Origin of the sequence: Amycolatopsis sp. WGS_07 (assembly GCF_045278895.1) — a bacterium.
Classification (GTDB): Bacteria; Actinomycetota; Actinomycetes; order Mycobacteriales; family Pseudonocardiaceae; genus Amycolatopsis.
This window is the reverse complement of the sequence record NZ_CP136053.1, coordinates 6,486,930-6,510,465: the sequence shown is the minus strand read 5'-3', so window position 1 is coordinate 6,510,465 and position 23,536 is coordinate 6,486,930. Positions and strand designations below refer to the sequence as shown.

20 protein-coding genes and 1 pseudogene are annotated in these 23,536 nt (G+C 70.5%); 14 read left to right on the top strand and 7 right to left on the bottom strand.

The window, feature by feature from the left end; all coding sequences use genetic code 11:
• Positions 1 to 3 precede the first annotated feature (3 nt).
• Complete coding sequence (locus RPX00_RS30755; protein ID WP_406630618.1) at positions 4 to 732, bottom strand: FadR/GntR family transcriptional regulator; 729 nt, start codon at positions 730 to 732, stop codon at positions 4 to 6.
• A gap of 55 nt (positions 733 to 787) precedes the next feature.
• Between RPX00_RS30755 and RPX00_RS30750 the strand changes: the two genes are divergently transcribed.
• A complete protein-coding gene (locus RPX00_RS30750; protein WP_406630617.1) occupies positions 788 to 3,571 on the top strand; it encodes an FAD-binding and (Fe-S)-binding domain-containing protein in 2,784 nt (927 codons plus the stop codon).
• Positions 3,572 to 3,573: 2 nt separating this feature from the next.
• Here RPX00_RS30750 and RPX00_RS30745 read toward each other — a convergent pair whose 3' ends face one another.
• On the bottom strand, positions 3,574 to 4,251 hold the full coding sequence (locus RPX00_RS30745; protein ID WP_406630616.1) for a GntR family transcriptional regulator: 678 nt from the start codon (positions 4,249 to 4,251) through the stop codon (positions 3,574 to 3,576).
• A 213-nt stretch (positions 4,252 to 4,464) separates the two neighbouring features.
• Here RPX00_RS30745 and RPX00_RS30740 point away from each other — a divergent pair, with 213 nt between their 5' ends.
• From RPX00_RS30740 to RPX00_RS30725, 4 genes and pseudogenes are all read left to right on the top strand, one after another.
• Positions 4,465 to 5,334, top strand: a complete 870-nt coding sequence (locus RPX00_RS30740) for a MaoC family dehydratase N-terminal domain-containing protein (protein ID WP_406630615.1) — start codon at positions 4,465 to 4,467, stop codon at positions 5,332 to 5,334.
• Positions 5,335 to 5,362: 28 nt separating this feature from the next.
• On the top strand, positions 5,363 to 6,169 hold the full coding sequence (locus RPX00_RS30735) for an enoyl-CoA hydratase/isomerase family protein (protein WP_406630614.1): 807 nt from the start codon (positions 5,363 to 5,365) through the stop codon (positions 6,167 to 6,169).
• Between the two features lie 66 nt (positions 6,170 to 6,235).
• A pseudogene (locus tag RPX00_RS30730) lies at positions 6,236 to 6,811 on the top strand (RNA polymerase sigma factor); the annotation flags it as partial.
• A 197-nt stretch (positions 6,812 to 7,008) separates the two neighbouring features.
• The gene (locus tag RPX00_RS30725) at positions 7,009 to 7,473 is read left to right on the top strand and encodes a hypothetical protein (protein WP_406630613.1); all 465 of its coding nucleotides are present in this window, start codon (positions 7,009 to 7,011) and stop codon (positions 7,471 to 7,473) included.
• On the opposite strand, the gene RPX00_RS30720 is transcribed toward RPX00_RS30725, so the two are convergent.
• Complete coding sequence (locus tag RPX00_RS30720) at positions 7,442 to 8,206, bottom strand: GntR family transcriptional regulator (protein WP_406630612.1); 765 nt, start codon at positions 8,204 to 8,206, stop codon at positions 7,442 to 7,444. The genes RPX00_RS30725 and RPX00_RS30720 overlap by 32 nt on opposite strands.
• An 85-nt stretch (positions 8,207 to 8,291) precedes the next feature.
• Between RPX00_RS30720 and iolC the strand changes: the two genes are divergently transcribed.
• Genes iolC through RPX00_RS30695 form a run of 5 tightly spaced genes read left to right on the top strand, consistent with a single transcriptional unit; the run spans position 8,292 to position 14,163 of the window.
• Complete coding sequence (gene iolC / locus RPX00_RS30715; RefSeq protein WP_406630611.1) at positions 8,292 to 9,239, top strand: 5-dehydro-2-deoxygluconokinase; 948 nt, start codon at positions 8,292 to 8,294, stop codon at positions 9,237 to 9,239.
• A complete protein-coding gene (locus RPX00_RS30710) occupies positions 9,236 to 10,102 on the top strand; it encodes an aldolase (RefSeq protein ID WP_406630610.1) in 867 nt (288 codons plus the stop codon). The genes iolC and RPX00_RS30710 overlap by 4 nt, the downstream gene beginning before the upstream one ends.
• Positions 10,099 to 10,920 carry a 5-deoxy-glucuronate isomerase gene (gene iolB / locus RPX00_RS30705; RefSeq protein ID WP_406630609.1) on the top strand — a complete coding sequence of 274 codons (822 nt, stop codon included), beginning with the start codon at positions 10,099 to 10,101 and terminating at the stop codon, positions 10,918 to 10,920. Before RPX00_RS30710 ends, iolB begins: the two co-directional genes overlap by 4 nt.
• Complete coding sequence (gene iolD / locus RPX00_RS30700) at positions 10,917 to 12,776, top strand: 3D-(3,5/4)-trihydroxycyclohexane-1,2-dione acylhydrolase (decyclizing) (RefSeq protein WP_406630608.1); 1,860 nt, start codon at positions 10,917 to 10,919, stop codon at positions 12,774 to 12,776. Before iolB ends, iolD begins: the two co-directional genes overlap by 4 nt.
• A gap of 43 nt (positions 12,777 to 12,819) precedes the next feature.
• Entirely contained in the window at positions 12,820 to 14,163 is a 1,344-nt protein-coding gene (locus RPX00_RS30695; protein WP_406630607.1) for an MFS transporter, read from the top strand.
• A gap of 139 nt (positions 14,164 to 14,302) precedes the next feature.
• Here RPX00_RS30695 and RPX00_RS30690 read toward each other — a convergent pair whose 3' ends face one another.
• The 3 genes from RPX00_RS30690 to RPX00_RS30680 are packed head-to-tail and all read right to left on the bottom strand — an operon-like array spanning position 14,303 to position 17,068.
• A complete protein-coding gene (locus RPX00_RS30690) occupies positions 14,303 to 15,025 on the bottom strand; it encodes an SDR family NAD(P)-dependent oxidoreductase (protein ID WP_406630606.1) in 723 nt (240 codons plus the stop codon).
• Positions 15,019 to 15,897 carry a dihydrodipicolinate synthase family protein gene (locus RPX00_RS30685; RefSeq protein WP_406630605.1) on the bottom strand — a complete coding sequence of 293 codons (879 nt, stop codon included), beginning with the start codon at positions 15,895 to 15,897 and terminating at the stop codon, positions 15,019 to 15,021. The genes RPX00_RS30690 and RPX00_RS30685 overlap by 7 nt, the downstream gene beginning before the upstream one ends.
• Before the next feature lie 4 nt (positions 15,898 to 15,901).
• On the bottom strand, positions 15,902 to 17,068 hold the full coding sequence (locus tag RPX00_RS30680; protein ID WP_406630604.1) for a mandelate racemase/muconate lactonizing enzyme family protein: 1,167 nt from the start codon (positions 17,066 to 17,068) through the stop codon (positions 15,902 to 15,904).
• Between the two features lie 89 nt (positions 17,069 to 17,157).
• Between RPX00_RS30680 and RPX00_RS30675 the strand changes: the two genes are divergently transcribed.
• The gene (locus RPX00_RS30675; RefSeq protein ID WP_406630603.1) at positions 17,158 to 19,320 is read left to right on the top strand and encodes an MFS transporter; all 2,163 of its coding nucleotides are present in this window, start codon (positions 17,158 to 17,160) and stop codon (positions 19,318 to 19,320) included.
• Positions 19,321 to 19,323: 3 nt separating this feature from the next.
• On the opposite strand, the gene RPX00_RS30670 is transcribed toward RPX00_RS30675, so the two are convergent.
• On the bottom strand, positions 19,324 to 20,475 hold the full coding sequence (locus RPX00_RS30670) for a DUF418 domain-containing protein (protein ID WP_406630602.1): 1,152 nt from the start codon (positions 20,473 to 20,475) through the stop codon (positions 19,324 to 19,326).
• 155 nt (positions 20,476 to 20,630) lie between these two features.
• Between RPX00_RS30670 and RPX00_RS30665 the strand changes: the two genes are divergently transcribed.
• From RPX00_RS30665 to RPX00_RS30655, 3 genes are read left to right on the top strand one after another with little or no spacing between them, the layout of a single operon-like run.
• Complete coding sequence (locus RPX00_RS30665; RefSeq protein ID WP_406630601.1) at positions 20,631 to 21,170, top strand: hypothetical protein; 540 nt, start codon at positions 20,631 to 20,633, stop codon at positions 21,168 to 21,170.
• The gene (gene cseB / locus RPX00_RS30660; RefSeq protein ID WP_406630600.1) at positions 21,167 to 21,838 is read left to right on the top strand and encodes a two-component system response regulator CseB; all 672 of its coding nucleotides are present in this window, start codon (positions 21,167 to 21,169) and stop codon (positions 21,836 to 21,838) included. Before RPX00_RS30665 ends, cseB begins: the two co-directional genes overlap by 4 nt.
• A complete protein-coding gene (locus tag RPX00_RS30655; protein ID WP_406630599.1) occupies positions 21,835 to 23,025 on the top strand; it encodes a sensor histidine kinase in 1,191 nt (396 codons plus the stop codon). The genes cseB and RPX00_RS30655 overlap by 4 nt, the downstream gene beginning before the upstream one ends.
• The last annotated feature ends 511 nt before the right edge of the window (positions 23,026 to 23,536 follow it).

The window sequence follows — 23,536 nt, the reverse complement described above, 5'->3', positions numbered from 1 at the left end:
CGCTCAGGCACCCAGTTCGTCCACATAGGACCGGCCCCGTGCCGCAATCCTCCCCAGCGCCGCACACCCCGGCCCCGGATCTCCCGCCCGGACCCCCTCCGCGATCGCCCGGTGGTCCTCCCACGACCGGGTCAGGTCCCCGTGCTCGACGAGTTCCGCCAGCAGCCGATCGGCCATCAAGCGGCGCAAAGGGAGCCGGATCGCGAGCATGCTGCGCAGCAGGATCCGGTTGTGCGCGGCCTCCGCCAGTGCCACGTGGAATTCCGCGTCCGCCTCCAGGAAGCGGTCCCGGTCGGTGCGAGCGGCGGCCATCCGGTCGACCAGGCCCGTCAAGGCCGTCAGTTGCGCGGCGGTCCGGCGGCGGGCGGCCAGTGCGATGATGGTCGACTCGATCGCTTCCCTGGCCTCGACCAGTTCGCGATACTCCTCGACATCCGAAGCGCCCAGCTGCCACGGCACGAACCGGGACGTCTCCGGCTCCAGCACGAACGTCCCGACGCCCTGGCGCGTCTCGACCCAGCCGCGTGCCTGCAGGGTCCGGACTGCCTCGCGGACGGTCAGCATCGACACCCCCGCCGAGGCCGCGAAGTGACGCAGCGACGGCAGCGCGGTCCCGGCCGGCCATTCGCCGCCGAGGATCTTGCGGGTCATTTCTTCGACCAGCGAGTCCACCACGCTCACCCGGCGCACCCGCGCCAGCTCCGGCTGCGGGCCCCTCCGTCCCGAGGTCATCGGCACAGCGTACGGATTGACGGCACTGTTTCAAACACCTAAATTCAGCACCGGGATGCCCATCGAAACCGATCTGCTCGCCGACCTCCGCGCGAACGTCCGCGGCGAGGTGCACGCCGACGTCCGCCGTCGCGCCGAGTACTCCACCGACGCGTCCAACTACCGTGTCGTGCCGCAGGTCGTCGTGCTGCCGAGGGAGACCGGGGACGTTCTCGCGACGCTCGAGATCGCCCGCCGCCACGGGGTTCCGCTGACCAGTCGCGGCGGGGGCACGTCGGTCGCGGGCAACGCGATCGGGCCGGGCGTGGTCCTCGATTTTTCGCGGCATCTCAACGGCATCGTCGATCTGGACCCGAAGGCCCGGACCGCGGTCGTGCAGCCTGGCGTCGTCCTCGCCGATCTTCAGCGCGCCGCCGCGCCGCACGGGTTGCGCTTCGGTCCCGACCCGTCCACGCACGCCCGCGCGACGCTCGGCGGCATGATCGGCAACAACGCCTGTGGTCCGCACGCGATCGCCTACGGCCGGACCGCCGACAACGTCCGCGAACTGCGCGCGGTCGACGGCACCGGACGCCGGTTCACCGCGGGTCCCTCCGACGCCGTGCCCGGCCTCGCCGAGCTGATCGAGACCCGGCTCAGTCTGCTGCGCACGGAATTCGGCCGGTTCAGCCGTCAGGTGTCCGGCTATTCGCTGGAACATCTGCTGCCGGAGAACGGCCGGTCGCTCGCCCGCGCGCTGGTCGGTGCCGAGGGGACGCTGGCCGTCACGCTGGAGGCGACCGTCGATCTGGTCGACATCTCTCCCGCGCGGCTGCTCGTCGTGCTCGGCTATCCGGACATGGCGACCGCCGGCGACGTGGTGCCCGGGCTGCTGCCGCACCGGCCGCTGGCGGTCGAAGGGCTCGACGCCCGGCTGGTCGATCTGGTCCGCAACCATCGCGGCGCCGTGCCCGCGCTCCCGGACGGCGGCGGCTGGCTGATGATCGAGGTCGGCGGCGAGACGGAAGCCGAGGCACGGCACAACGCCGAACGCCTTGTGAAAGATTCCCACGCGCTCGACCACGTCGTGTTATCGCAAGGCCCCGAGGCCACCGCGATGTGGCGGATCCGCGAGGACGGCGCCGGGCTGGCCGGCCGCACCCCGTCCGGCGAGCAGGCGTGGCCGGGCTGGGAGGATGCCGCGGTCCCGCCCGAACGGCTCGGCGCGTATCTGCGGGATTTCGACGCTCTCCTCGACGAATTCGGCCTCGAAGGACTCCCGTACGGCCACTTCGGCGACGGCTGCGTGCACGTCCGGCTCGGCCTGCCGCTGGAACGCGACGCGTCGGTGTTCCGCGCGTTCATGACCGCCGCGGCGAAGCTGGTCGTCGGTTACGGCGGCTCGTTTTCCGGCGAGCACGGCGACGGCCGGGCGCGCGGCGAACTGCTGCCGCAGATGTACTCGGCCGAAACGATCGAACTGTTCGGCGCGGTCAAGAATCTCTTCGATCCCGACGACCTGCTCAACCCGGGCGTCGTCGTCCGGCCGCAGCCGCTCGACGCCGATCTCCGGCGCCCGCAAGCACATCCGCTTCCGGTCGTCGCAGGCGGTTTCTCCTTCGCCCACGACGGCGGCGATTTCACCCGCGCCGTGCACCGTTGCGTCGGAGTCGGGAAATGCCGTGCGGACAACCGTTCCGCCGGCGGTTTCATGTGTCCGTCCTATCTCGCCACTCGCGACGAGAAGGACAGCACACGCGGCCGCGCCCGGGTGCTCCAGGAGGTCGCGAACGGATCGCTAGTGTCCGGTTGGGCCGACGACGCGGTGCACGAATCGCTTGATCTTTGCTTGTCCTGCAAGGCATGCAGCAGCGACTGTCCAGCCGGAGTGGACCTGGCGCAGTACAAATCCGAAGCCCTGCACCGAAAGTACCGGCACCGGATCCGTCCCGTGTCGCATTACACACTCGGCCGGTTGCCGGATTGGATCCGCCTGCTGCACCGGATCCCAGTGCTCGGCCCAGCCGTCGTCAACGCACTGATGTCTATCCGGCCGATCGAGAAATTCCTTTTAGCACTGTCCGGAGTGGACACCCGACGCCGAGCGCCGAAGTTCGCCCGCCGCCCCTTCACCCGGTCCCGGCGCAGGATCCGCGACCAGGGACCGGAAGTGGTGCTGTGGGCGGATTCCTTTTCGGACGGAATGGACACCGAGGTCGCCGAGGCGGTCGCGGCCGTGCTCGCCGACGCCGGGTACCGCGTGCTCGTCCCGCCGCACCGGCCGTGCTGCGGGCTCACCTGGATCACCACCGGCCAGCTCGACACCGCCCGCCGGAAACTCCGCGATCTCGTGCACACACTGCGGCCCTACGCGCGGGCCGGGCTCCCGATCGTCGGCGTCGAACCGTCGTGCACCGCCGTCCTGAGGTCCGATCTGCTCGACCTGTTCCCCGACGACCCGGACGCCAAGGCGGTTTCCGGCGCGGTCACGACACTCGCCGAACTCCTCGCCAAGACAGAAGGCTGGCAAGCACCCGATCTGTCCGGCGTCACGGTGGTCGCGCAGCCGCATTGCCACCACCACTCGGTGATGGGCTTCGAGACCGACCGCAAGCTGCTCGAAGCATCCGGTGCGGAACTGCGGACCCTCGCCGGATGTTGCGGCCTGGCCGGAAACTTCGGCATGGAACGCGGTCACTACGACGTTTCCGTCGCGGTAGCGGAGAACGCGCTCCTTCCGGCGCTCCGGGAAAACCCGGACGCGGTGTTCCTCGCCGACGGTTTCTCCTGCCGCACCCAGGCCGATCACCTCGCCGGAGTACGCGGTGTCCACTTGGCACAGTTGCTGAAGCGGCGCTGACGTCAGTGGTCCCAGAACCCTTGCCGCTCCAGCAAAGCGACCGCCCGTTCGCCGCCGTCGGAGAAGTGTTTCTCCACGACCGCTCGTGCCCGCGAAGCCGACCGGGCGCTGAGCGCGTTCAGGATCTTCCGGTGGTCGCCGTGCGCTTTCTCCGGCCAGTCCTCGTGCGCCTCGTAGAACCCGTGCGTCACCGTTTTCACCAGGATGCCGAGAATCGAGGTCAACCGGCGGGAATCGGCGGCGTAGTTGATCCGGCGATGGAACTCGAAGTTGAGCCGTTCCTGTTCCGCCCGGTCCACTTCGGACTCCATCCGGTCCGCGAGATCGTGCAGCGCCTGCAGGCTTTCCAGCGAGAGATTCTTCGCCGCCCGTTCCGCCGCCAGCCCCGACACCAGGCCGAACACCCGGTAATGGTCCCGGATGTCGTCACGCGTCATCCGGGCCACGAACGCGCCGCGCCGCGCGATGTGTTCCACCACGCCCTCGTGGTCCAGCGTGATCAGCGCTTCCCGGATCGGCAGCTTGCTGATGCCGAGTTCGGCTGCCAGCGCCTCCTGGTCGATCTTCGCCCCCGCGCGCAGCCGGCCGGAAAAGACCCGTTTGCGGATCTCGTGCGCGGCCAGCGCTTTCAGGTTCGCCGGACCGCCGCGGCGCGGTCCCGCGCCCGTGGTCTCGGGCATCGCCACAGCCTCTCCCCGGTCCGGCGGACTTCGTCCGGGGGAAGTATCGCACGCGGTTCCCCGCGGGCGGCCGCCGTTCGGCCGTGCCGGCCAGCGGATCATTCCTGATAAAGTATTCAGCCGACCGCGCCTCGTGGTCCATAGTGAAGGACGACCTCCGGCGAACTCCCCGCACCGCCCTCGCCGCCCCGACACCAGATCCGAGGAACCCCCATGTCCGGACCGGAAGCCTGGGAACCGCGCGCCGTCGCGGGCGAAGACGTCGTCGAGGCCGGGCCGGTGGCCGCGCTGGCCGCGCTGTTCGACGACGGGATCCCCGCCCCGCGCGAGGGCGACGACCTGCCGCCGCTGTGGCATTGGGTCGCGCTCCCGCACTGGCCGGCGTCGTCCGGGCTCGACCTCGACGGCCATCCGGTGCGCGGCGATTTCCTTCCCCCGGTGGAGCTGCCGCGGCGGATGTTCGCCGGCGGCGAGGTCGTGCTCCACCGCGCGCCGAAGGTCGGCGAGACCGTTCACCGACGCTCCATTGTGGACTCGGTAACCGACAAGTCCGGCCGCTCCGGAAAACTCGTGCTCGTCCAGGTGCGCACCGAACTGTCCGGAATGGACGGAACGCCGTACGTCGAGGAGCGCCAGGACCTGCTGTACCGCGAGGCCGGTTCGCCGTCGCGCGCGGCCGCGGTGCCGGAAGCCGCCGCCGCGCTGGAGCCGGTGGGGTCGCCGTTCCGCCGGACCGACGGGCAGACCTGGGAATTCGCCACCGATCCGACGCTGCTGATGCGGTTTTCCGCGGCCACCGCGAACGCGCACCGCATCCACTACGACTGGCCGTACGCGACGCGCGTCGAGGGCTATCCCGGTCTGGTCGTGCACGGGCCGCTGATGTCGCTGGCGCTGGCCGAGGTGCTGCGCCTCGACTCCCCCGCCGCGCGGGTGCGCCGGATCAGCCACCGCAACCAGGCCCCGCTGTTCTGCGGGCAGCCCGCACAGCTGCGCACCAGCCCGGGTGCCCGCTCGGTCGCGCTCGAACTGCTCGGCCCGTCCGGTCCGAGCACCAGTCTCGCCGTCGAACTCGCCGAGTGAGAACCGATCACACCGAAAGGACTGCTGGATGAGCCGCTACGCACAGTTCGAGAACCTGCGGGTCGACGGCCCGGACGAGGACGGCGTCATCGAGCTGGTCCTCGACGCGCCGCACCTCAACGCGGTCAGCGAAGCCGCGCACGGCGAACTCGCCGACATCTGGCGCGAGTTCGACCGCGATCCCGAGGTGAAGGCCGTCCTGCTGCGCGGCGAGGGCAAGGGGTTCTCCGCAGGCGGCTCGTTCGACCTGGTAGAGCAGCTGGCGAACGACTTCGAGGCCCGTTCCCGCACCATGCGCGAGGCTCGGGACCTGGTCTACAACGTCATCGACTGCTCGAAGCCGACCGTGTCCGCGATTCACGGCCCGGCCGTCGGCGCGGGCCTGGTCGCCGGGCTGCTGTCGGACATCTCCGTGGCCGCCGCCAACGCCAAGATCATCGACGGGCACACCCGGCTCGGCGTCGCGGCGGGCGACCACGCGGCGATCTGCTGGCCGCTGCTGTGCGGCATGGCCAAAGCCAAGTACTACCTGATGACCTGCCGTCCGATGACCGGAGCCGAGGCCGAGCGGATCGGGCTGGTGTCGCTGTGCGTCGAGGAGGAGGACGGCCTGCTCCCCACCGCGCGGGAGATCGCGCACGAGCTGGCAGGCGGCGCGCCGAACGCGATCCGCTGGACCAAACAGAGCCTCAACCTCTGGTACCGCCAGCTCGCCGGCGCCATCTTCGACACCTCGCTGGCGCTGGAGTTCTACGGCTTCGCCGGCCCCGAGGTCCGGGAAGGGCTCGCCTCGCACCGCGAACGCCGCAAGCCCGACTTCACCCGGGAGTCCTAAAAGGACGGTCGGGAGCACCGCTGCACTAGGATCGGCAGTCGACGGCAGGCGGATCGGTGGGGGCTCATGACCGGATCGAAAGCGGACAGTGTCGACCGTTCGGCGGACGGGGAGCGGCTGGAGGCCACCCTGCGCGAGGCGAAGGCCGGGGACCAGTCGGCGGCGCAAGCGCTGGTCGAGGGCATGACGCCGATCGCATGGCACGTCGCGCGGGCGCAGGGGCTGAACCCGCAGGACACCGAGGACGTGGTGCAGACGACGTGGCTCGCCCTGTTCCGGCACTCCGACCGGCTGAAGAACCCCCGTGCGCTGGCCGCCTGGCTGATCACCACCACCCGGCGCGAGGCGGCGCGGCGGCTCTCCCGTCCGGTGCCGCTCAGCGACGAGATCGCCGAAACGCTGGAAAGCGACCTGCCGACCCCCGAGGAGGAAGCCCTCCGCGCGGACCAGGACCGCCAGCTCTGGCAAGCCTTCCGCCGGCTTCCCGACCGCTGCCAGGAACTGCTGCGGCTGACCGTGCTCGCCGGTCGCTCCGACTACAAGCTGGTCGCCGAGGCCATGCACATGCCGCGGGGCAGCGTCGGGCCAACCCGGGGCCGCTGCCTCAAGATGCTGCGCGAACTCCTCGCCGAGGACGACGGGCGCGACGACGACGAGTTGCGCGGCCGGCTGGACGGCGTGCTGGACAAGGCCGACCCCGCCCCCGCCGAGCTGTCCTCCCGTATGGCGGTCGCGGTGACCGCCAAGACCCTCGCACCGTGCTGGACCAGTTCTGTTTCGTGTACGTCGCCGGAGACGACCACGCGGCGGCCGAACGGCTCGCCGACGCCATCACGGAAATGTTCGCGCTGCAGGGCATCGAAGCCGTCCCGGACGGGCCGCCGGTGATCTCCTCCTGGGCGCAGCGGTTCAAGCTCCGGGCCAAACGCGCGCTGAGCCGTTCGGAGGTCAAGGACCGCCTCCGAAAGGTCGAGCACGCGGTCGAAGTCGTGGCCCTGCAGAAACCGATGAGCGAGGTGAACGCCCAGCACGCGGACGCGGCGAACAAACTGCTTTCCGCCGCCGGGGCCTGCGACAATTTCGTCGCCCTCGTCGGTTCGCTCTTGCTGGTGAAGCACACCGACGAAACCGGCCGCGTCCACGCGTACACGCAGACGCTTTCCGTCGCACAGGTCCGGGCGCTGGAGCAGAATCAGCACCTGCTCAAGTCGCCCGTCGAATTGCTGACGCATTTGGAAGAACTGTCCTGCGCCGCCGAAACCGCGGAGATCCCTACTGCGGACCGTGCGTCAGCGGGAGATTGAACGAGTACCGCGACGCCCGGTAAACGTGCCAGCCGTACTCGACCACGCGGCCGGTTTCGTCGTAAGTGGTGCGCTGCATGGTCAACAGCGCCGCGCCGGGCGATTCGTCCAGCAGCGCCGCGTCTTCCTCGGTCGCCAGCCGCGCGCCGATGCTCTGCTGCGCCGAATGCAGCCGGATTCCCGCCCGTCGCAGCAGTTCGTACAGCCCTTGCGAACGCAGTTCGTCGTCGTCCGGGTCGATGATGCCGTCCGGGAGGCAGTTGTTCATGATCGCCAGCGGTTCGCCGCCGGTGCGGCGAATCCGTTTCAGCCGCCGGACCTGCTTCAGCTCGGGAGCTTCCAGCAGCGCCGAGGTCTCGGTGCCGGCCGGTTCCAGCCGGTTGACCAGCACCTCGGACGACGGCTTCTCGCCCAACCCGGCGAGATCGTCGAACAGGCTGCTCAGCCGCAGCGGCCGGGCGACCTTCGTGCGGACCACCTGGGTGCCGACGCCGCGTTTGCGCACCAGCAGCCCCTGATTCACCAGGGACTGGATCGCCTGGCGCACCGTCGGCCGGGACAGCCGCAGGCCCGCCGCTAGGTCCAGTTCGTTCGCCAGCCGCGAGCCCGCGGGGAGACGGCCGTCGTCGATCGCGGCGTGCAGCTGGCGCGCGACCTGGAAGTACAGCGGCTCGGGGCTCGCCGGGTCCACCGCGATCCCGCGGACCGGATCCCAGGCCGGACTGGTGCTCATCCTCGGGAGCCTACCTTGTCCGTATGTCTTGACAAAGTCCTCGGCCGAGGGGCACGGTCGGGGCACAGCCTGCGAGGAGGACGCGATGACCACGGGGTTCGACCTCGTCACGATGGGCCGGATCGGGGTGGACCTCTACCCGCTGCAGACCGGTGTCGGACTGGAAGACGTCACCTCGTTCGGCAAATACCTCGGCGGCAGCGCGACCAACGTCGCGGTCGCCGCCGCCCGGTACGGCCGGCGCAGCGCGGTGATCACCAAAACCGGCGACGATCCGTTCGGCCGGTACCTGCACCGCGCGCTCGCCGGGTTCGGCGTGGACGACCGGTTCGTCGGCACGTCACCGCGACTGCCGACACCGGTGACGTTCTGTGAAGTATTCCCACCGGACGATTTCCCGCTCTACTTCTACCGTTTCCCGAAGGCGCCGGACCTCGACCTCGCGGCCGGCGACCTGGATTTCGACGCGATCCGCGCCGCGCGAGTCTTCTGGGCGACGGTGACCGGGCTGTCGCAGGAACCGAGCCGCTCGGCCACGCTCGCCGCGCTGGAAGCCCGCGGCCGCAACGGAATCACCGTGCTCGACCTCGACTACCGGCCGATGTTCTGGGACTCCCGCGAGCAGGCGCGCGAATGGGTCGGCAAGGCGCTGGAGCACGCGACGGTCGCGGTCGGCAACCTCGACGAATGCGACACCGCGGTGGCCGTTCGCGAACCTCGGGAAGCCGCGAAAGCGTTACGGGACCGGGGGATCTCGCTCGCGGTGGTGAAACAGGGGCCGAAAGGCGTGCTCGCGGTGGACGACACCAGCGAGGTGGAGGTGCCGCCGGTGCCGGTCGAGGTGGTCAACGGCCTCGGCGCGGGCGACGCGTTCGGCGGCGCGCTGGTGCACGGGCTGCTGTCCGGATGGGGCGTCGAGCGGATCATGCGGTTCGCGAACGCCGCGGGCGCGCACGTCGCCGGAGAACTCGCCTGTTCGGACGCGATGCCGACGGAAGACCAGGTACTGCGCAGGCTCGGAGGGACGGAATGAATACGGTCGAGCGGATCGTCGCCAAACGGGTGCGCGATCCGGAGGCGATCGCCGAGGCCGCCGCCGCGCGGGTGCGGGCGAAATCGCCGTTCAACGACAAGGGCGCGGCGATGATCATCGCGGCCGATCACCCCGCGCGCGGCGCGAATGCCGTCGGGGCCGATCCGCTGGCGATGGCCGATCGCGGCGAACTGCTGGAGCGGCTGTGCCTCGCGCTGGAACGCCCCGGCGTCACCGGCGTGCTGGCCACCCCGGACGTGATCGACGATCTGCTGCTGCTCGGCGTGCTCGACGGCAAGACCGTGCTCGGGTCGATGAACCGCACCGGACTGGCCGGGTCGAGTTTCGAAATCGACGACCGGTTCGCCTGCTACGACGCGGAAACCATCGCTCGCATGCGGTTCGACGGCGGAAAGATGCTCACGCGGATCTGCCTGTCCGATCCCGCGACGCCGAGCGTGCTGGAGAACACCGCGAAAGCAGTCAACGAACTGGCCGAGCGGAAGCTGATCGCGATGGTCGAACCGTTCCTCGCGGACTGGACCGACGGGAAAATCACGAACGACCTGTCCCCCGACGCGGTGATCCGCTCGATCACCATCGCCGCCGGACTCGGCCGGTCGTCGGCGTACACCTGGCTGAAGCTGCCGGTGGTCGCCGACATGGAGCGGGTGCTGGCCGCCTCGACTCTGCCCGCCGTGCTGCTCGGCGGCGAGGTGACAGACCCGGACGCGGCGTTCGCGTCCTGGCAGGACGCGCTGGCACTGCCGACGGTGCAAGGCCTGGTGGTCGGCCGCTCGCTGCTCTATCCGCACGACGGCGACGTCGCGAAAGCAGTCGACACGGCGGTGGGGCTGCTGTGAACCGTTCTCAGGAAGGCCCGTTCAGCCTGATCATCACTCCCGAATCCGCCGGGTGGGGGTTCTCCGGCCTGCGCATTCTCGAACTCGACGGCACCGAGACGTTCTCCACAGGCGACGCCGAAACGCTCGTACTCCCGCTGTCCGGCAGCTGCTCGGTGTCGGTCGACGGAGTGACGTTCGAGCTGGCCGGCCGGGCCGGCGTGTTCGACGCGGTCACCGATTTCGCTTACCTGCCAAGGGATGCCGAAGCTACGGTGACCGGCCGAGGAAGGTTCGCGCTGCCGTCGGCGAAGACGTCGAAGCGGCTGCCCGCGCGCTACGGACCCGCGTCCGGCGTGCCGACCGAGCTGCGCGGCGCGGGGAACTGCAGCCGTCAGGTCAACAACTACTGCCTGCCGCACACCTTTCACGCCGACCAGCTGCTCGTCTGTGAAGTTCTCACACCGGGCGGGAACTGGTCGTCCTATCCGCCGCACAAGCACGACGAGGCGCGCGAGGGCGAGAGCGAACTGGAGGAGATCTACTACTTCGAGGTCGCCGGCGGCGGGATGGGCTACCAGCGGGTCTACGGCACCGAGGAGCGGCCGATCGACGTGCTGGAGGAGGTGCGCAACGGCGACGTCGTGCTGATCCCGCACGGCTGGCACGGGCCGTCCATGGCCGCGCCCGGCTACGACCTGTACTACCTGAACGTGATGGCCGGCCCCGGCCCGGAACGGGCGTGGCTGATCTGCGACGACCCCGCGCACGCCTGGGTGCGCCAGGCTTGGGAAACCCAGGACGTCGATCCCCGGCTGCCCTTCGGAGGCCCGCGATGAGGCTCACCACCGCCCAAGCACTGGTGCGGTTTCTCGCCAGCCAATACTCGGAACGCGATGGCGTCGAACACCGGCTGATCCCCGGCGTGTGGGGGATTTTCGGCCACGGCAACGTCGCCGGGCTCGGTCAGGCGCTGCTGCAGACCGCGCACACCGGCACGCTCCCCTACTACCTCGCCCGCAATGAACAGGGCCAGGTCCACGCCGCGACCGCGTTCGCGAAAATGCGCAACCGGCTGCAGACCTTCGCCTGCACCGCCTCCACCGGCCCCGGGTCCACGAACATGATCACCGGTGCCGCGCTGGCGACCACGAACCGGCTCCCGGTCCTGCTGCTGCCCAGCGACGTCTTCGCCGGCCGCGGCCCGGATCCGGTGCTGCAGCAGCTGGAAGACCCGCGCCACGGCGACGTCTCGGTGAACGACGCGTTCCGCCCGGTGTCGAAGTACTTCGACCGGATCACCCGGCCCGAACAGCTGATCCCGGCCGCGCTCGCCGCGATGCGCGTGCTGACCGATCCGGTCGAGACCGGAGCCGTCACGCTCGCGCTGCCGCAGGACGTGCAGGCCGAAGCGTACGACTGGCCGGAGGACTTCTTCCGCCGCCGGGTCTGGCATGTCGACCGTCCGGCACCGGCTCCGGAAGCCGTGGCCCGCGCCGCCGAACTCCTGCGGTCCGCGGCGAAACCGCTGATCGTCGCCGGTGGCGGTGTCGTGTACTCGGAAGCTTGGGCGGAACTGCGCGCTTTCGCCACCGAGACCGGAATCCCGGTCGCGGACACCCACGCGGGCAAGGGCGCGGTGCCGTGGGACCACCCGTGCGCGGTCGGCGGCCTCGGCTCCACCGGCACTTCCGCAGCGAACGCACTGGCTGCGGAAGCCGACGTCGTGCTGGGCATCGGCACCCGCTACAGCGACTTCACCACCGCGTCGCACACCGTGTTCGGCAACCCGGACGTGCGGTTCGTGAACCTCAACGTCGCCCGGTTCGACGCCGCGAAACACTCCGCCGAAATGGTGGTCGCCGACGCCCGGCGCGGCGTGGAAGCGTTGTCGGCCGCGTTGTCCGGCTGGCAGGTCTCCCCTGCCTACCGCGCGCGGACCCGGCAACTCGCCGACGAATGGAACCGCACCGCCGACTCCTGCTTCGACCTCGGCCACGGCCCCCTGCCCGCGCAAACCGAGATCCTCGGCGCGCTGAACCGCTCGCTGGACGACCGCGACGTGGTGATCAACGCCGCCGGTTCGATGCCCGGCGACCTGCAAATGCTGTGGCGGGCAAGGGATCCGAAGTCCTACCACGTGGAATACGCCTACTCCTGCATGGGCTACGAGGTCGCCGCCGGGGTCGGGGCGAAGCTGGCCGCGCCGGACCGCGAGGTGGTCGTGCTCGTCGGCGACGGCTCGTACCTGATGATGGCGCAGGAAATCGTCACGCTGGTCGCGGAACGGCTCAAGGTGATCATCGTGCTGGTGCAGAACCACGGGTTCGCGTCGATCGGCTCGCTGTCGGAATCCCTTGGCTCGCAACGGTTCGGCACGTCCTATCGGTATCGATCGGACAGTGGCCTGCTGGACGGCGACGTGCTGCCGGTCGATCTCGCCGCCAACGCGGCCAGCCTCGGCGCGACGATGCTGCGAGCGTCCACTGTGGAGGAATTCAAGGCGGCACTGAAGCAGGCCAAGGCAAATCCGGTGACCACAGTCGTACACGTGGAGACCGACCCGCTCGCGCCGAATCCGCCCGGGTCGGCGTGGTGGGACGTGCCGGTGAGCGAAGTGTCCGATTTGGACTCGACTCGCACGGCTTACGAAACTTACGCGGACGAGAAGCGGAAGCAGCGGCCTTACCTCTGACACTTCGGCCCATGCCGAACCGTTTCCGCGCCACCATCGCCTGGTGACCACAGCAACCTCCGCACGCAGGCAACGGCTCGCCCTGATCGCGCTGTGCCTGGCCTTTTTCATCGTCCAACTGGACGCGACCGTCGTGAACGTCGCCGTCGAAGCCATCCGGCACGATCTCGGCGGCGGGCTGGGCGGCGAGCAGTGGGTGATCGCGAGCTACACCATCGCCCTCGCCGCCGGGATGCTCACCGCGGGCTCGCTCGGCGACCGTTACGGTTCGCGGCGGGTTTGCGTGCTGGGCACGGTCGTATTCGGCGTCGGATCAGCACTGTGTTCGCTGGCCCCGAGCATCCCGGTGCTGATCGTCGCGCGGACCGTGCAGGGCATCGGCGCGGCGGCGCTGCTGCCGTGTTCCCTCGCGCTGATCGTCCGGCAGTTTCCCGAGCCCCGGGAACGCGCGCACGCGCTCGGCCTGTGGGGCGGTATCGCGGCGATCGGCCTGGCGACCGGTCCGGTCGCGGGCGGCGTGCTCATCGCGCTCGTCGACTGGCGCGCGATCTTCTGGGTCAACGTGCCGTTCGCCGTTCTCGCCGTGGTGCTGACCAGCCGTTACGTCGTCGAATCGCCTGCTCAGCGGAACCGCCGCCTCGACCCATCCGGACTCGTCCTAGGCACCGTCTCGCTGTCGGCGCTCGCCGGCGGGCTGATCCAGGTCGGCCAGTCCGGCTGGGCCCTCCCGCTGATCGCCGCGGGCCTGCTGACCGGACTCGCGTTCGTCCTGGTCGAGCGACGACGGCGCGATCCGATGCTGCCGCTGGAAATCTTCTCGTCCCGGCCGTTCTCGGCCGCGAGCACCGCCGGGCTGATCTTCAACTTCTGCCTCTACGGCACCCTGCTCTGCCTGTCGCTGTACCTCCAGGGCCCGCTGCACCAGTCCGCGTTCGCGACCGGCATGCTGACGCTCCCGCTCACCGTCGCGATCGGCATCGGAGCCACCGCCAGCGGACGGCTCACCGCGCGCTTCGGCCCCCGGGTCCCGATGCTGATCGGCTTCAGCCTCGCCGGGCTCGGCGCCCTCCTGCTCGCGGCGGCCGGTTCCCCGCCGCTGGTGGTGGCGGGCGGCGTGGTGCTGTGCTGCTGCTCGATCGCGATGCCCGCGATGACGTCGGTCGCGATGTCGACGCCTCCCGAAGAGCACACCGGACTGGCCGCCGGAGTGCTGAACACCGCCCGGCAAACCGGCGGCGCGCTCGGCACGGCGGTGCTCGGCACGCTGCTCACCGCCGGCTCGGCGATGTCGCTGACCGTCCCGATGACGATCGTCGCCCTCGGTTACGCCGCGGCGGTCGGCTGCACCTTGCTGGCGACGCGCCGACGGGAAATGGCCGCTCGCTAAGCCGGCAGGAACCTCGCGCTGTCTTGTCTGGCCGCGCAGAAGGCAGCCAGCGAAACGCCCGTCACCCAGCCTCACCGCCCGGCAGGAACCTCGTACTGCCTTGCCTGGCCACACAAACGGCAGACAGCGAAACACCCGGTCACCCAGCCCCACCACCCGGCAGGAACCTCGCCCGCAAATCCGGCCGCAGAAATGCCGCCGGAGAAGCGATCGACAACCCGCCGTCGACCGGCAGCACCACCCCGGTCACGAACGACGCCCGCTCCGAAGCCAGAAACTCCACCGCGTCCGCCACCTCCCGAGGAGTTCCCGTGCGCCCCAGCGGATATCCCTCCGTCACGCGCTCCAGCCCGGTCGCGCCGATCATCCCCGGCGCGACCGCGTTGACCCGGATCCCGCGCGGCCCGTACTCGAGCGCCAGCTGCCGCACCAGACCGTCCACTCCGGACTTGGCCGCCGCGTATCCGGGCAGCCCGGGTGCGGCGAGGAACCCGTTCACCGACGTCACCGCGACGATCGACCCGCCGCGCGGCAGCACCCGCAACGCCGCGCGTGCCGGGTAGAACGCCGCGTCCAGAGTGTTTGCGATCGCCGAATGCCACTGGGCGTCCGTGGTGTCGACGGCCGCCGCGACCGGCTGGGCAGCAGCGGCCAGAACCAGCACGTCCACCGAACCGGCTTGCTGGATAATCGAGTCCGCACCGTCCGAAGTGGACGCATCGGCGACCACGAAGTCCGCGTACGCCAGGTGATCCGTCGCTTGCAAACCGGTGCCGATCACCCGGTCGCCAGGGAATGCCTCGGCAATGGCGATCCCGATCTCCGACCCACCACCGACAATGACGACCGACCGCGCTACCACGCCAGCTCTTCGAGGATCTCGTTCAACGCCTTGCCCGTGACCGCGTCGAGCGGCCGGGCGGGCAGCCGGACGGTCGCCGACGCGATAATCCCCCGCCGCACCAGGATCTCCTTGTGCACGGCCCACGCCTGCCCCGGCCGCACCCCGAGGTGGATCAACGGCAGCAGCCGCGCGAATCCGGCGCGCGCCTCAACCCGGCGGCCCGCCGTGAGATCGGTTAACACGCCCCGCAGCACATCTGTGAACTCGCAGGCAGGCATCGTGCCGACCGCGCCGTTGTCGTACTCCTCGATCAACGCCTGCGCGTTCTGCCCGCCCAGCACCGCGAGCCCGAAATCGCGCACGGCGGCGACCTTGACCGGGGTCGGCGGCGATTCGACCTTGATCGACGTGATGCCCTCGACCCCGGCCAGCGCCGCGACCGCCGCCGGATCGATCGGCACCCCGGTGACGCCGGGGGCGTCCTGGATCATCACCGGCACGTCCGCCCTCGCGGCGACTTCGGCGAAGAACTCCACGACCTGACCCGGCCCGGGCTTCACCAGGAACGGCGGCAGCACCATGATCTGGTCCGCGCCGCCGTCCGCCGCGAGCCGCGCCTGTTCGAGCGCCGGGGCGATGCCGGTCGCGTTGACCCCGGCGACCACCGGCACGTCCGGACCCGCGGCGGCGCGCACCTCGCGCAAAATAATCTCACGCTCTGCGGCGGTCAGTGTGAAACCTTCACTCGCCATGCCGAACACGGCGACCCCGTCCGCGCCCGCAGACAGCTCGAACTCGACCAGCGAGCGCAACGACGCCAGGTCGAGCGCGCCGTCCGGGGAAAACGGGGTGGCCAGGATGGGAATGAGCCCGATCGGCGGGTTCGACACAGTGTCAGCTCTCCTTCGCGAGCGCGGCGACCAAGTCCGCATCGACGTCAATGCCCAGCCCTGGCCCGTCCGGCACCGCGAAGCCGGTCGGGCCCGCGGTCAGCGGAGTGCGCAGAATGCTCTGCGCCACCGGAATCGTGTCGGGCTGGTACTCGAAATACGGCGAGTCCGCGCTCGCCGCCGTCACGTGGATCCCGGCCGCGAGCGAGACGCCGAGGCCGACGGAATGGTGGCAGACCACCGGAACGTGATACGCCGAGGTGAGTTCCACAATGGACATCGCCTCGGTGATGCCGGTGCGCGCGACGTCCGGTTGCGCCAGCCGCAGCGCGCGACGGCCGAGCCAGTCGGCGAACTCGTAGCGGTTGCGCATCGCCTCGCCGACCGCGACCGGCGTGGTGATCCTTGAGGATAATTCACAGTGCCCGTCGACGTCCTCGGGAACCAATGGCGCCTCGAAGAACAACGCGCCCCGGCGGTCCAGTTCTCGGCCCAGCTCGACGGCCTCGCCGATCCGGTACGCCCAGTGCGCGTCGAGCGCGATCTTCATCTCCGGTGCAGCCGCGGCGACCGCGTCGAACGTCGCCAGATCGGCTTCGATTCCCTTGCCCGCGGCCAGTTTCACCCGCCTCGCACCCTGGCGGGCCCAGTCCGCGGCGAGCGCGGCGCGTTCCTCGTCGGTCGAACGGGCGAGGCCGGAGATGTAGATGTCGACGTGGTCGCGGTGCGCGCCGCCGAGCAATCGCGCGACCGACTGCCCGGTCAGCTTGCCGAACAGGTCCCACAGCGCGATGTCGACCGCGGCGAGCGCGTCGGCCTGGTGCCCGACGAGGTGGCCGCGCTCCCGCATCAGGTCGCGCAGCCCGTGCCAGAGCGGACGGGGCCCGGTCAGTTCGCGGCCGCGCAGCCAGCCGGCCAGCAGCCGGTCGACGATCGTCGCCGCCACCTCCGGGCCGACCGGCGCGAGCGCCTCGCCCCAGCCGGTGGTGCCGTCGTCCGCGGTGATCTTCACCAGCATCGTCTCGAACCGGCCGGAGTACAGGCTGCGCCACGGCTCGCGCACGACGTAGCCCTGGTCCGCGCCCAGTTCGCTGCCGTCCTCGAGCGCGCCGAGGTAGGCCTGCCGGCCGGCGGGTTTGAGCACGTAGGTCGTGACGTCGGCAATGCGCATGCAGCCCTCCAACACCAGAATTCAGGAAGTCGGCTCCAACTTTTGCACGCCACTTGCGAAATATGCAACTGCTACCCATACTCAGGACCATGGTTTCCGAGACTGGCGGCAATCAGAGCGTCGAGCGGGCTTCGGCGGTGCTTCGCGCCTTCACGCCCGGCCGTCCCGCGCTGCGCGTGTCCGACGTGGCGGCGGAGGTCGGGCTGGGCGTGTCAACCACCTCGCGGCTGCTCGCGACGCTCGAAGCGGCCGAACTGGTGCAGCGCGATCCGGTGAGCCAGCTGTACGAGCTGGGCCCGGCGGTGCTGACCATGGCGGGCATCGCGCTCAACAACGATCCGATCTACCGGCAGGCCCGGCCGGTCGCCCAGCGGCTGGCGTGGGAACTCGGGCTGGGCGCGAACGTCGCGGTGCGGCGCGGGGCGTCGCTGTTCTACCTGCTGAACGTCGAGGGCCAGCTGGCCCAGAAGTCGTTTTCGCTGATGGGACAGCTCAATCCGCTGCACGCCACCGGCATGGGCAAGAGCCTGCTGCTCGACACCACCGCGGAGCAGCGCGCCGAACTGCTGGGCGCCGAACCGCTTCCCGGGTTCACCTCGCACACCCACACCACCCTCGACGCGCTCGGCGCCGACCTGGCGGCGGCCGCCGGACGCGGCTACACGACCGAGATCGAAGAACTCGCGCTGGGCCGGGCCTGCATCGCGGCCCCGGTGCGCGACCACACCGGCGAGATCGCCGCCGCGATTTCGCTGTCCGGCGCGCTTTCCGCCATCGCGCTGGACGAACGCGAGGCCGAACTCGGCGCGCTCGTCGTCGAGGCGGCCGACACGGTCAGCATCGGGCTCGGCTACCTCGGCCCCGCCCACACTCCCTCCCCGCCCGTCCGTGAGGGGAACCCTGATTCCCTCAGGGTTCCCCTCACGGACCTCGCCGACAGACAACGAGGTCCGTCCATGACTGCATTGGGAACAGGCGCTCCGGCAAGGGTTTCGCCGCGCAAGGTGGTGTTCGCCGCCGGGGCCGGCCACTTCGTGGAGTGGTTCGACGTCGGCCTCTACGGCACGCTGTCGGCCTCCATCGCGGACAACTTCTTCGCCGAAGGCGACGCCACCGCGGCACTGCTGTCGACGTTCGCGGTATTCGCCGCCGGGTTCGTGATCCGGCCGCTGGGCGGGCTGTTCTTCGGCCCGCTCGCCGACCGCATCGGCAGGCAGCGGGTGCTCGCGATCGTCGTGCTGGCCACGTCGCTGTCGACGTTCGCCATCGGCGTGCTGCCGACGCACCAGGCGGTCGGCACGCTCGCCCCGCTGCTGCTCGTGCTCGCCCGCCTGGTGCAAGGCTTCGCGGCGGGCGGCGAAACGTCCAGCGCGGTCACCGTTCTCTACGAGTTCGCGCCGCCGAACCGTCGCGGCTACTACACCAGCTTCTCCAACACTTTCGGCTTCGCCGCCTTCGTCGTCGGCTCCGGGCTTGCGCTGCTGCTCACCGCGACGCTCGGCGACGCGACGATGTCCGCGTGGGGCTGGCGGCTGCCGTTCCTGCTGGCGCTTCCGCTCGGGCTGGCCGGGCTGTACCTGCGGACGCGGCTCACCGACACGCCCGAGTTCCGCGACCTCGAACGCACCGGTCAGGTCGCCGAAAGCCCGCTGCGGGACTCCTTCCGCACCGGCAGCCGGGCGATGCTGGTGCTGGCCGGACTGGTCGTGGTGAAGGGGGTGGCGCACTGGTCGCTGCAGACGTTCATGCCGAGCTACCTGCAGAAAACGCTGCACTTCACGAAAACCGAATCGTTCGTCGCGGCCACTGTGTGCCTCGCCGTCGTGGCCGCGGCCGTCCCGGTCGCCGGCGCGCTGTCCGACCGGGTGGGACGCAAACCGCTGCTCATCGCGAGCACCGTCGGGTTCGTGGTGCTGACCTGGCCGTCGCTGCTGCTGATGTCACTGGGCAATCCGGTCCTCGCGGTCGCCGGGATGGTGCTGCTCGGCCTGCTGATCGCCGCTTACGACGGGGCCGCGGGCGCGGCGATGGCCGAACTGTTCCCGCCGCGCATCCGCTCCGGCGCGATCGCGATTCCGTACAACATCGCGGTTTCGCTCTTCGGCGGCACCGCGCCGTACATCGCGACCTGGCTCGTCGCCGCCACCGGCTACAAGCTGTCCCCCGCGTTCTACATCATGCTGGCCGCCGTGATCACGCTCGTCACGGTGCTGCGCGGGATCCGGGAAACCGCCGGACCCCGCGCCCGCTGAAGGTCAGGGCACGAGCAGGGTCGCCCGATGCACCAGCCATTCCAGCGGCCCGCGCCGCCGCCAGTGCCGCCACGCCACCGACGCGGCCAGCATCACCGCGACGACCGTCACCAGGAACACGAAGGAATACGGCTTCGGCACCAGCTTCAACACCGCGAAATGCGCCGCGTACCAGGTGAAAGCCATCCCGCCGGCGGCGGCGAGCGGCCACAGCGCGCGACGGCCGAGCGGCCGGTCCAGCACGATCAGCAGTCCGCCGAGCAGCACCATCGCGACGCCGATCATGAGCACGATGCCGAGCGGGCTGGTGGCGTACAGCGACCCGTCCGGGGGCATCGCCAGGAGCACCTGCCACGGCATGGCCGGCGGCGGGGTCGTCGCGATCGCGTCGGCTCCGCCGAGCGGGTAGGTGGCGATCCACGACCCGAGGATCGCGGCGCTGGCGAGCACGAACCCGGTGTACAGCAAGCGGATCCGGACCTGATGCGCACGAAGGTCGAGGCGGCCGATCGCCATCCCGGCCAGGGCCAGCGGCAGGCCGTACGCGACCTGGAAACCGCCGCCGGTCAGCACCATCCCCTTGAGGAACTCGCCCCACTGCTCGGGATGCCCGAAGATCGCGAGCCCGTTCGCGGTTTCGGACCGCAGCCAGTCGGAATGGGCGTTGAACACCCAGAACGCGTAAAGCGTCATCACCGGGACGGCGATGCCCGCGAGAATGAATAACATTCGCGCGCGCAGCCGGGCCAGCGGCAACAGGAGGATCAGGATGACCGCGTAGTACGAGATCACCGACGCGCCGTACTCGTCGATCGCCAGGCTGAGCAGGAACAGCACCACCGCCCGGACGGCGAGGCGGCCGCGGGCGCGCCACCGTTCGTTCCCGGCGGCCGGGCTCGTACCGCCGGTCATCAGCGCCGCGGACAGCCCGAACAGCAGCACGAACAGGCTCATCGCCCGGGACGAGGTCTGCACGTCCAGCCAGGTCAGGAAGCCCGGAGCCTGGTCGGGCGGGCCGCCGTGCAGCCAGCCGCTCGCGAAGAAGTGCTCGATGAACACCCCGATGATCGCCAGCGCGCGGACCGCGTCGACGCCCAGCAGCCGTCCCCTCGGCACCCGCGTTTCCACCGGGTCCGGCACCGTTTCCGTCCTCATCGGACTCCTCTCCCTCGTCGGTTCCCCGCCAAGCTAGGAAAGGCGGATCACCGCAGGCCCCGGACCGCGTTGCGGCCGGCCGGAGGAAACCCATCGGTTGTGTAACAGCGCTCCCCGAGCGGCGCGCGGACGGCAAAATGCGTACTGTGCAAAGCATGCGGAGGACTGTGCTGGCGGCGGCCGCCTTGCTGTCGCTCGCCTCTTGCTCCACTGTGGACGGTGTGCGCGTTTCCGGACCTGCTCAACCGGCAGCCGCCACCTCGCCGCCGGCGACCAGCCCGCGCGGCCCGACCGTGGACGCGGTCGCCCTGCTGCGCGCGGACCCGACGGTCAGCGCGCGGACGAAAGCGGCGCTGCGACCGTGTCCGGACGGCGCGATCGCCGGGGAGTATCCGGTCAACACCGCCTACCACGAGCTGACCGGCGAGACCGACGTGGTCGTGAACGTGTACCCGTGCGGCGCGGCCGGAGCCCCGGGAACCGGCAGCAGCGGCGCGACGGGCGTGCCGGTCAGCGCGTATCTCGGCGGCTACGTCTACACCGTCGGCGGCAAGCAGCTGTTCAAACTGGAGAACTCCGGCGCCCTGCTGACCGTGCTCGACGGGCAGCTGGCCACGATGTCGGCGACCGGCCCGCACAACGGGGTGGCCCGGTATCGCTGGACCGGCACCGGTTTCTCGCCGGAGGGACCATGACGCGGGTGCTGTTCGTCGAGGACGACGACGTGATCCGGGAGGCGACGCAGCTCGCGCTCGAACGCGCCGGATTCGAGGTCTCGACCGCCGCGGACGGGCTGGCCGGGCTCGACCGGTTCCGCGCGCAGCCGCCGGACGTGGCCCTGCTCGACGTGATGCTGCCCGGGCTCAACGGCGTCAGCCTGTGCCGCCGGATCCGCGAGGAAAGCCGGATGCCGGTGCTGATGGTCTCCGCCCGCGACGACGCGGTCGACGTCGTGCTCGGGCTCGAAGCGGGCGCCGACGATTACGTCACCAAGCCGTTCGACACCTCGGTGCTGATCGCGCGGATCCAGGCGGTGCTGCGGCGCAGCGGCTGGTCCGGCCCCGAGGAAGACGCGGTCGTCCGGTTCGGCGACGTCGAGATCGACCGCAGCGGTTTGGAGGTGCGCCGAGCCGGCCGTCCCGTCGACCTGACCCCGACCGAACTGCGCCTGCTGCTGCGCTTCGCCGAATCGCCCGGCACCGTGCTCAGCCGGGACACCCTGCTGGCCAGCGTGTGGGACTACGCGTGGGGCGGCGACACGCGAGTGGTCGACGTCCACGTGCAACGGCTGCGGGTGAAAATCGGCCAAGAGCGGCTGCAAACCGTGCGGGGCTTCGGATACAAGCTCCGCGCCGAGCCATGAAACTCTTCCCGGCCACCCTGCGCTGGCGGCTGACCGCGGCGGTGACGCTCGTGTCCGCCGCCGTCGCGGTGACGTTGAGTTTGCTGGTGCACCAGCAATTCGCACGCACCCAAGCCGACCAAGCGCGCCACGCACAGGACGAATGGGTGCAGTTGCTGCTGCGCAACCCCGGCGTCGACGGCCAGCTCGACGATCCGACGCTCCCCGCTCCCCTGCGCGACGCCGTCCGAGGCGGCAATCGAGCGACCTATTTGGACGGTCCAGTCCTCTGGGCAGCCGCGGAAACCGGAGGGCACGTCGTCTCGGTGCGGGCCAGTTACGCGGCGCAAACGCAAGCACTGGCCACTTTGGACCGTGAACTGCTGGTGGGTTCCGCTGTCGTCACTGTCGCCGGGGCTTTGCTGGGCGTCGTGCTCGGCGCCGGAATGGCACGCCGACTCCGGCGAGCCGCCGACGCCGCCCGAGACGTCGCGAACGGCGCTCCCGCCCGCGTGCGCGACGCGATCGGCCCCCGTCCGCGGGACGAAGCCGCCGACCTCGCCCAAGCCGTCGACGCGATGGCGGACGCGCTGCAGGCTCGTTTGGCCGCGGAACAACGGGTCACCGCGGACATCGCGCACGAACTGCGCACGCCCGTGACCGGCTTGGTGACCGCCGCCGGTTTGCTGCCGCCGGGCCGCCCGGCCGAACTGGTCCGCGACCGGGTGGCCGCGCTGCGCTCGCTGGTGGAGGACGTCCTGGAGGTGGCCCGGCTGGACACGGCCGCCGAACGGGCGGATCTGACGGAGATCGACCTGGCCGAGTTCGTCCGCCGCCGGGTGCCGGACGCGGTCGCCCCGACGTCGGTACGGGTCCGGACGGATCCCCGGCGGCTGGAACGGATCCTGGCGAACCTGCTGTCGAACGCGGCGAAACACGGGGCCCCGCCGGTGACGGTGGAGGTGGATGGCCGGTGCGTGGTGGTGAGCGACCGGGGGCCGGGGTATCCGGAGGTGCTGCTGAGGGAGGGACCGGCGCGGTTCCGGACCGGGGCGGATTCACGGGGCGGCGGGCATGGACTGGGGCTGACGATCGCGGTGGCGCAGGCGCGGGTGTTGGGGGCGGAGGTGGAGTTCGGGAACCGGGAGGGAGGCGGGGCGCGGGCGGTGGTGCGGTTGCCGGACGCGGGTGAGGCGGACTTGGGGTGACGGGGCTGGGCTGCAGTCCCGCGGCCGGCGCAGGGCACCGCCGGAAGCCGGGCCTCGCGGGCTAGTCAGGAACTGGCGCCCCGTAGGCGGGCTGGGACCGGACGTCTGCCTGAGGGCGGGCGGAAATAGCCGCCGCCCGGACAGGATTGGCGATGCAGGGTTGGCTGCGGCCGGGACGCGGGCCGACGGTCCGTGAAGGACTCCTTGAGGGAATCAGATTCCCTCAAGGAGTCCTTCACGGACGTCCGAGGGGGCGGAGAGTCGCCTCCGCCAGCCTCGGTCGGCACCGGCGCTCTGGGGTCGCGACAGGGAACCCGCCGCACCTGGCACTACCGAGAAGCCTCAACGCGGCGTCCGTCAGCGATATTCGGGTACATCAGACGCACCGCCGCCGTAGCCGTTCGCCGGGGCCCCGATCACCGTCCGGATCCCCGGCGAGCGGGCCCGAACCTGTCCCGTTGTCGGGCTTCTCAAACCCCCGGCGGGATGACAAGCTGCTCACCAGCCGGAC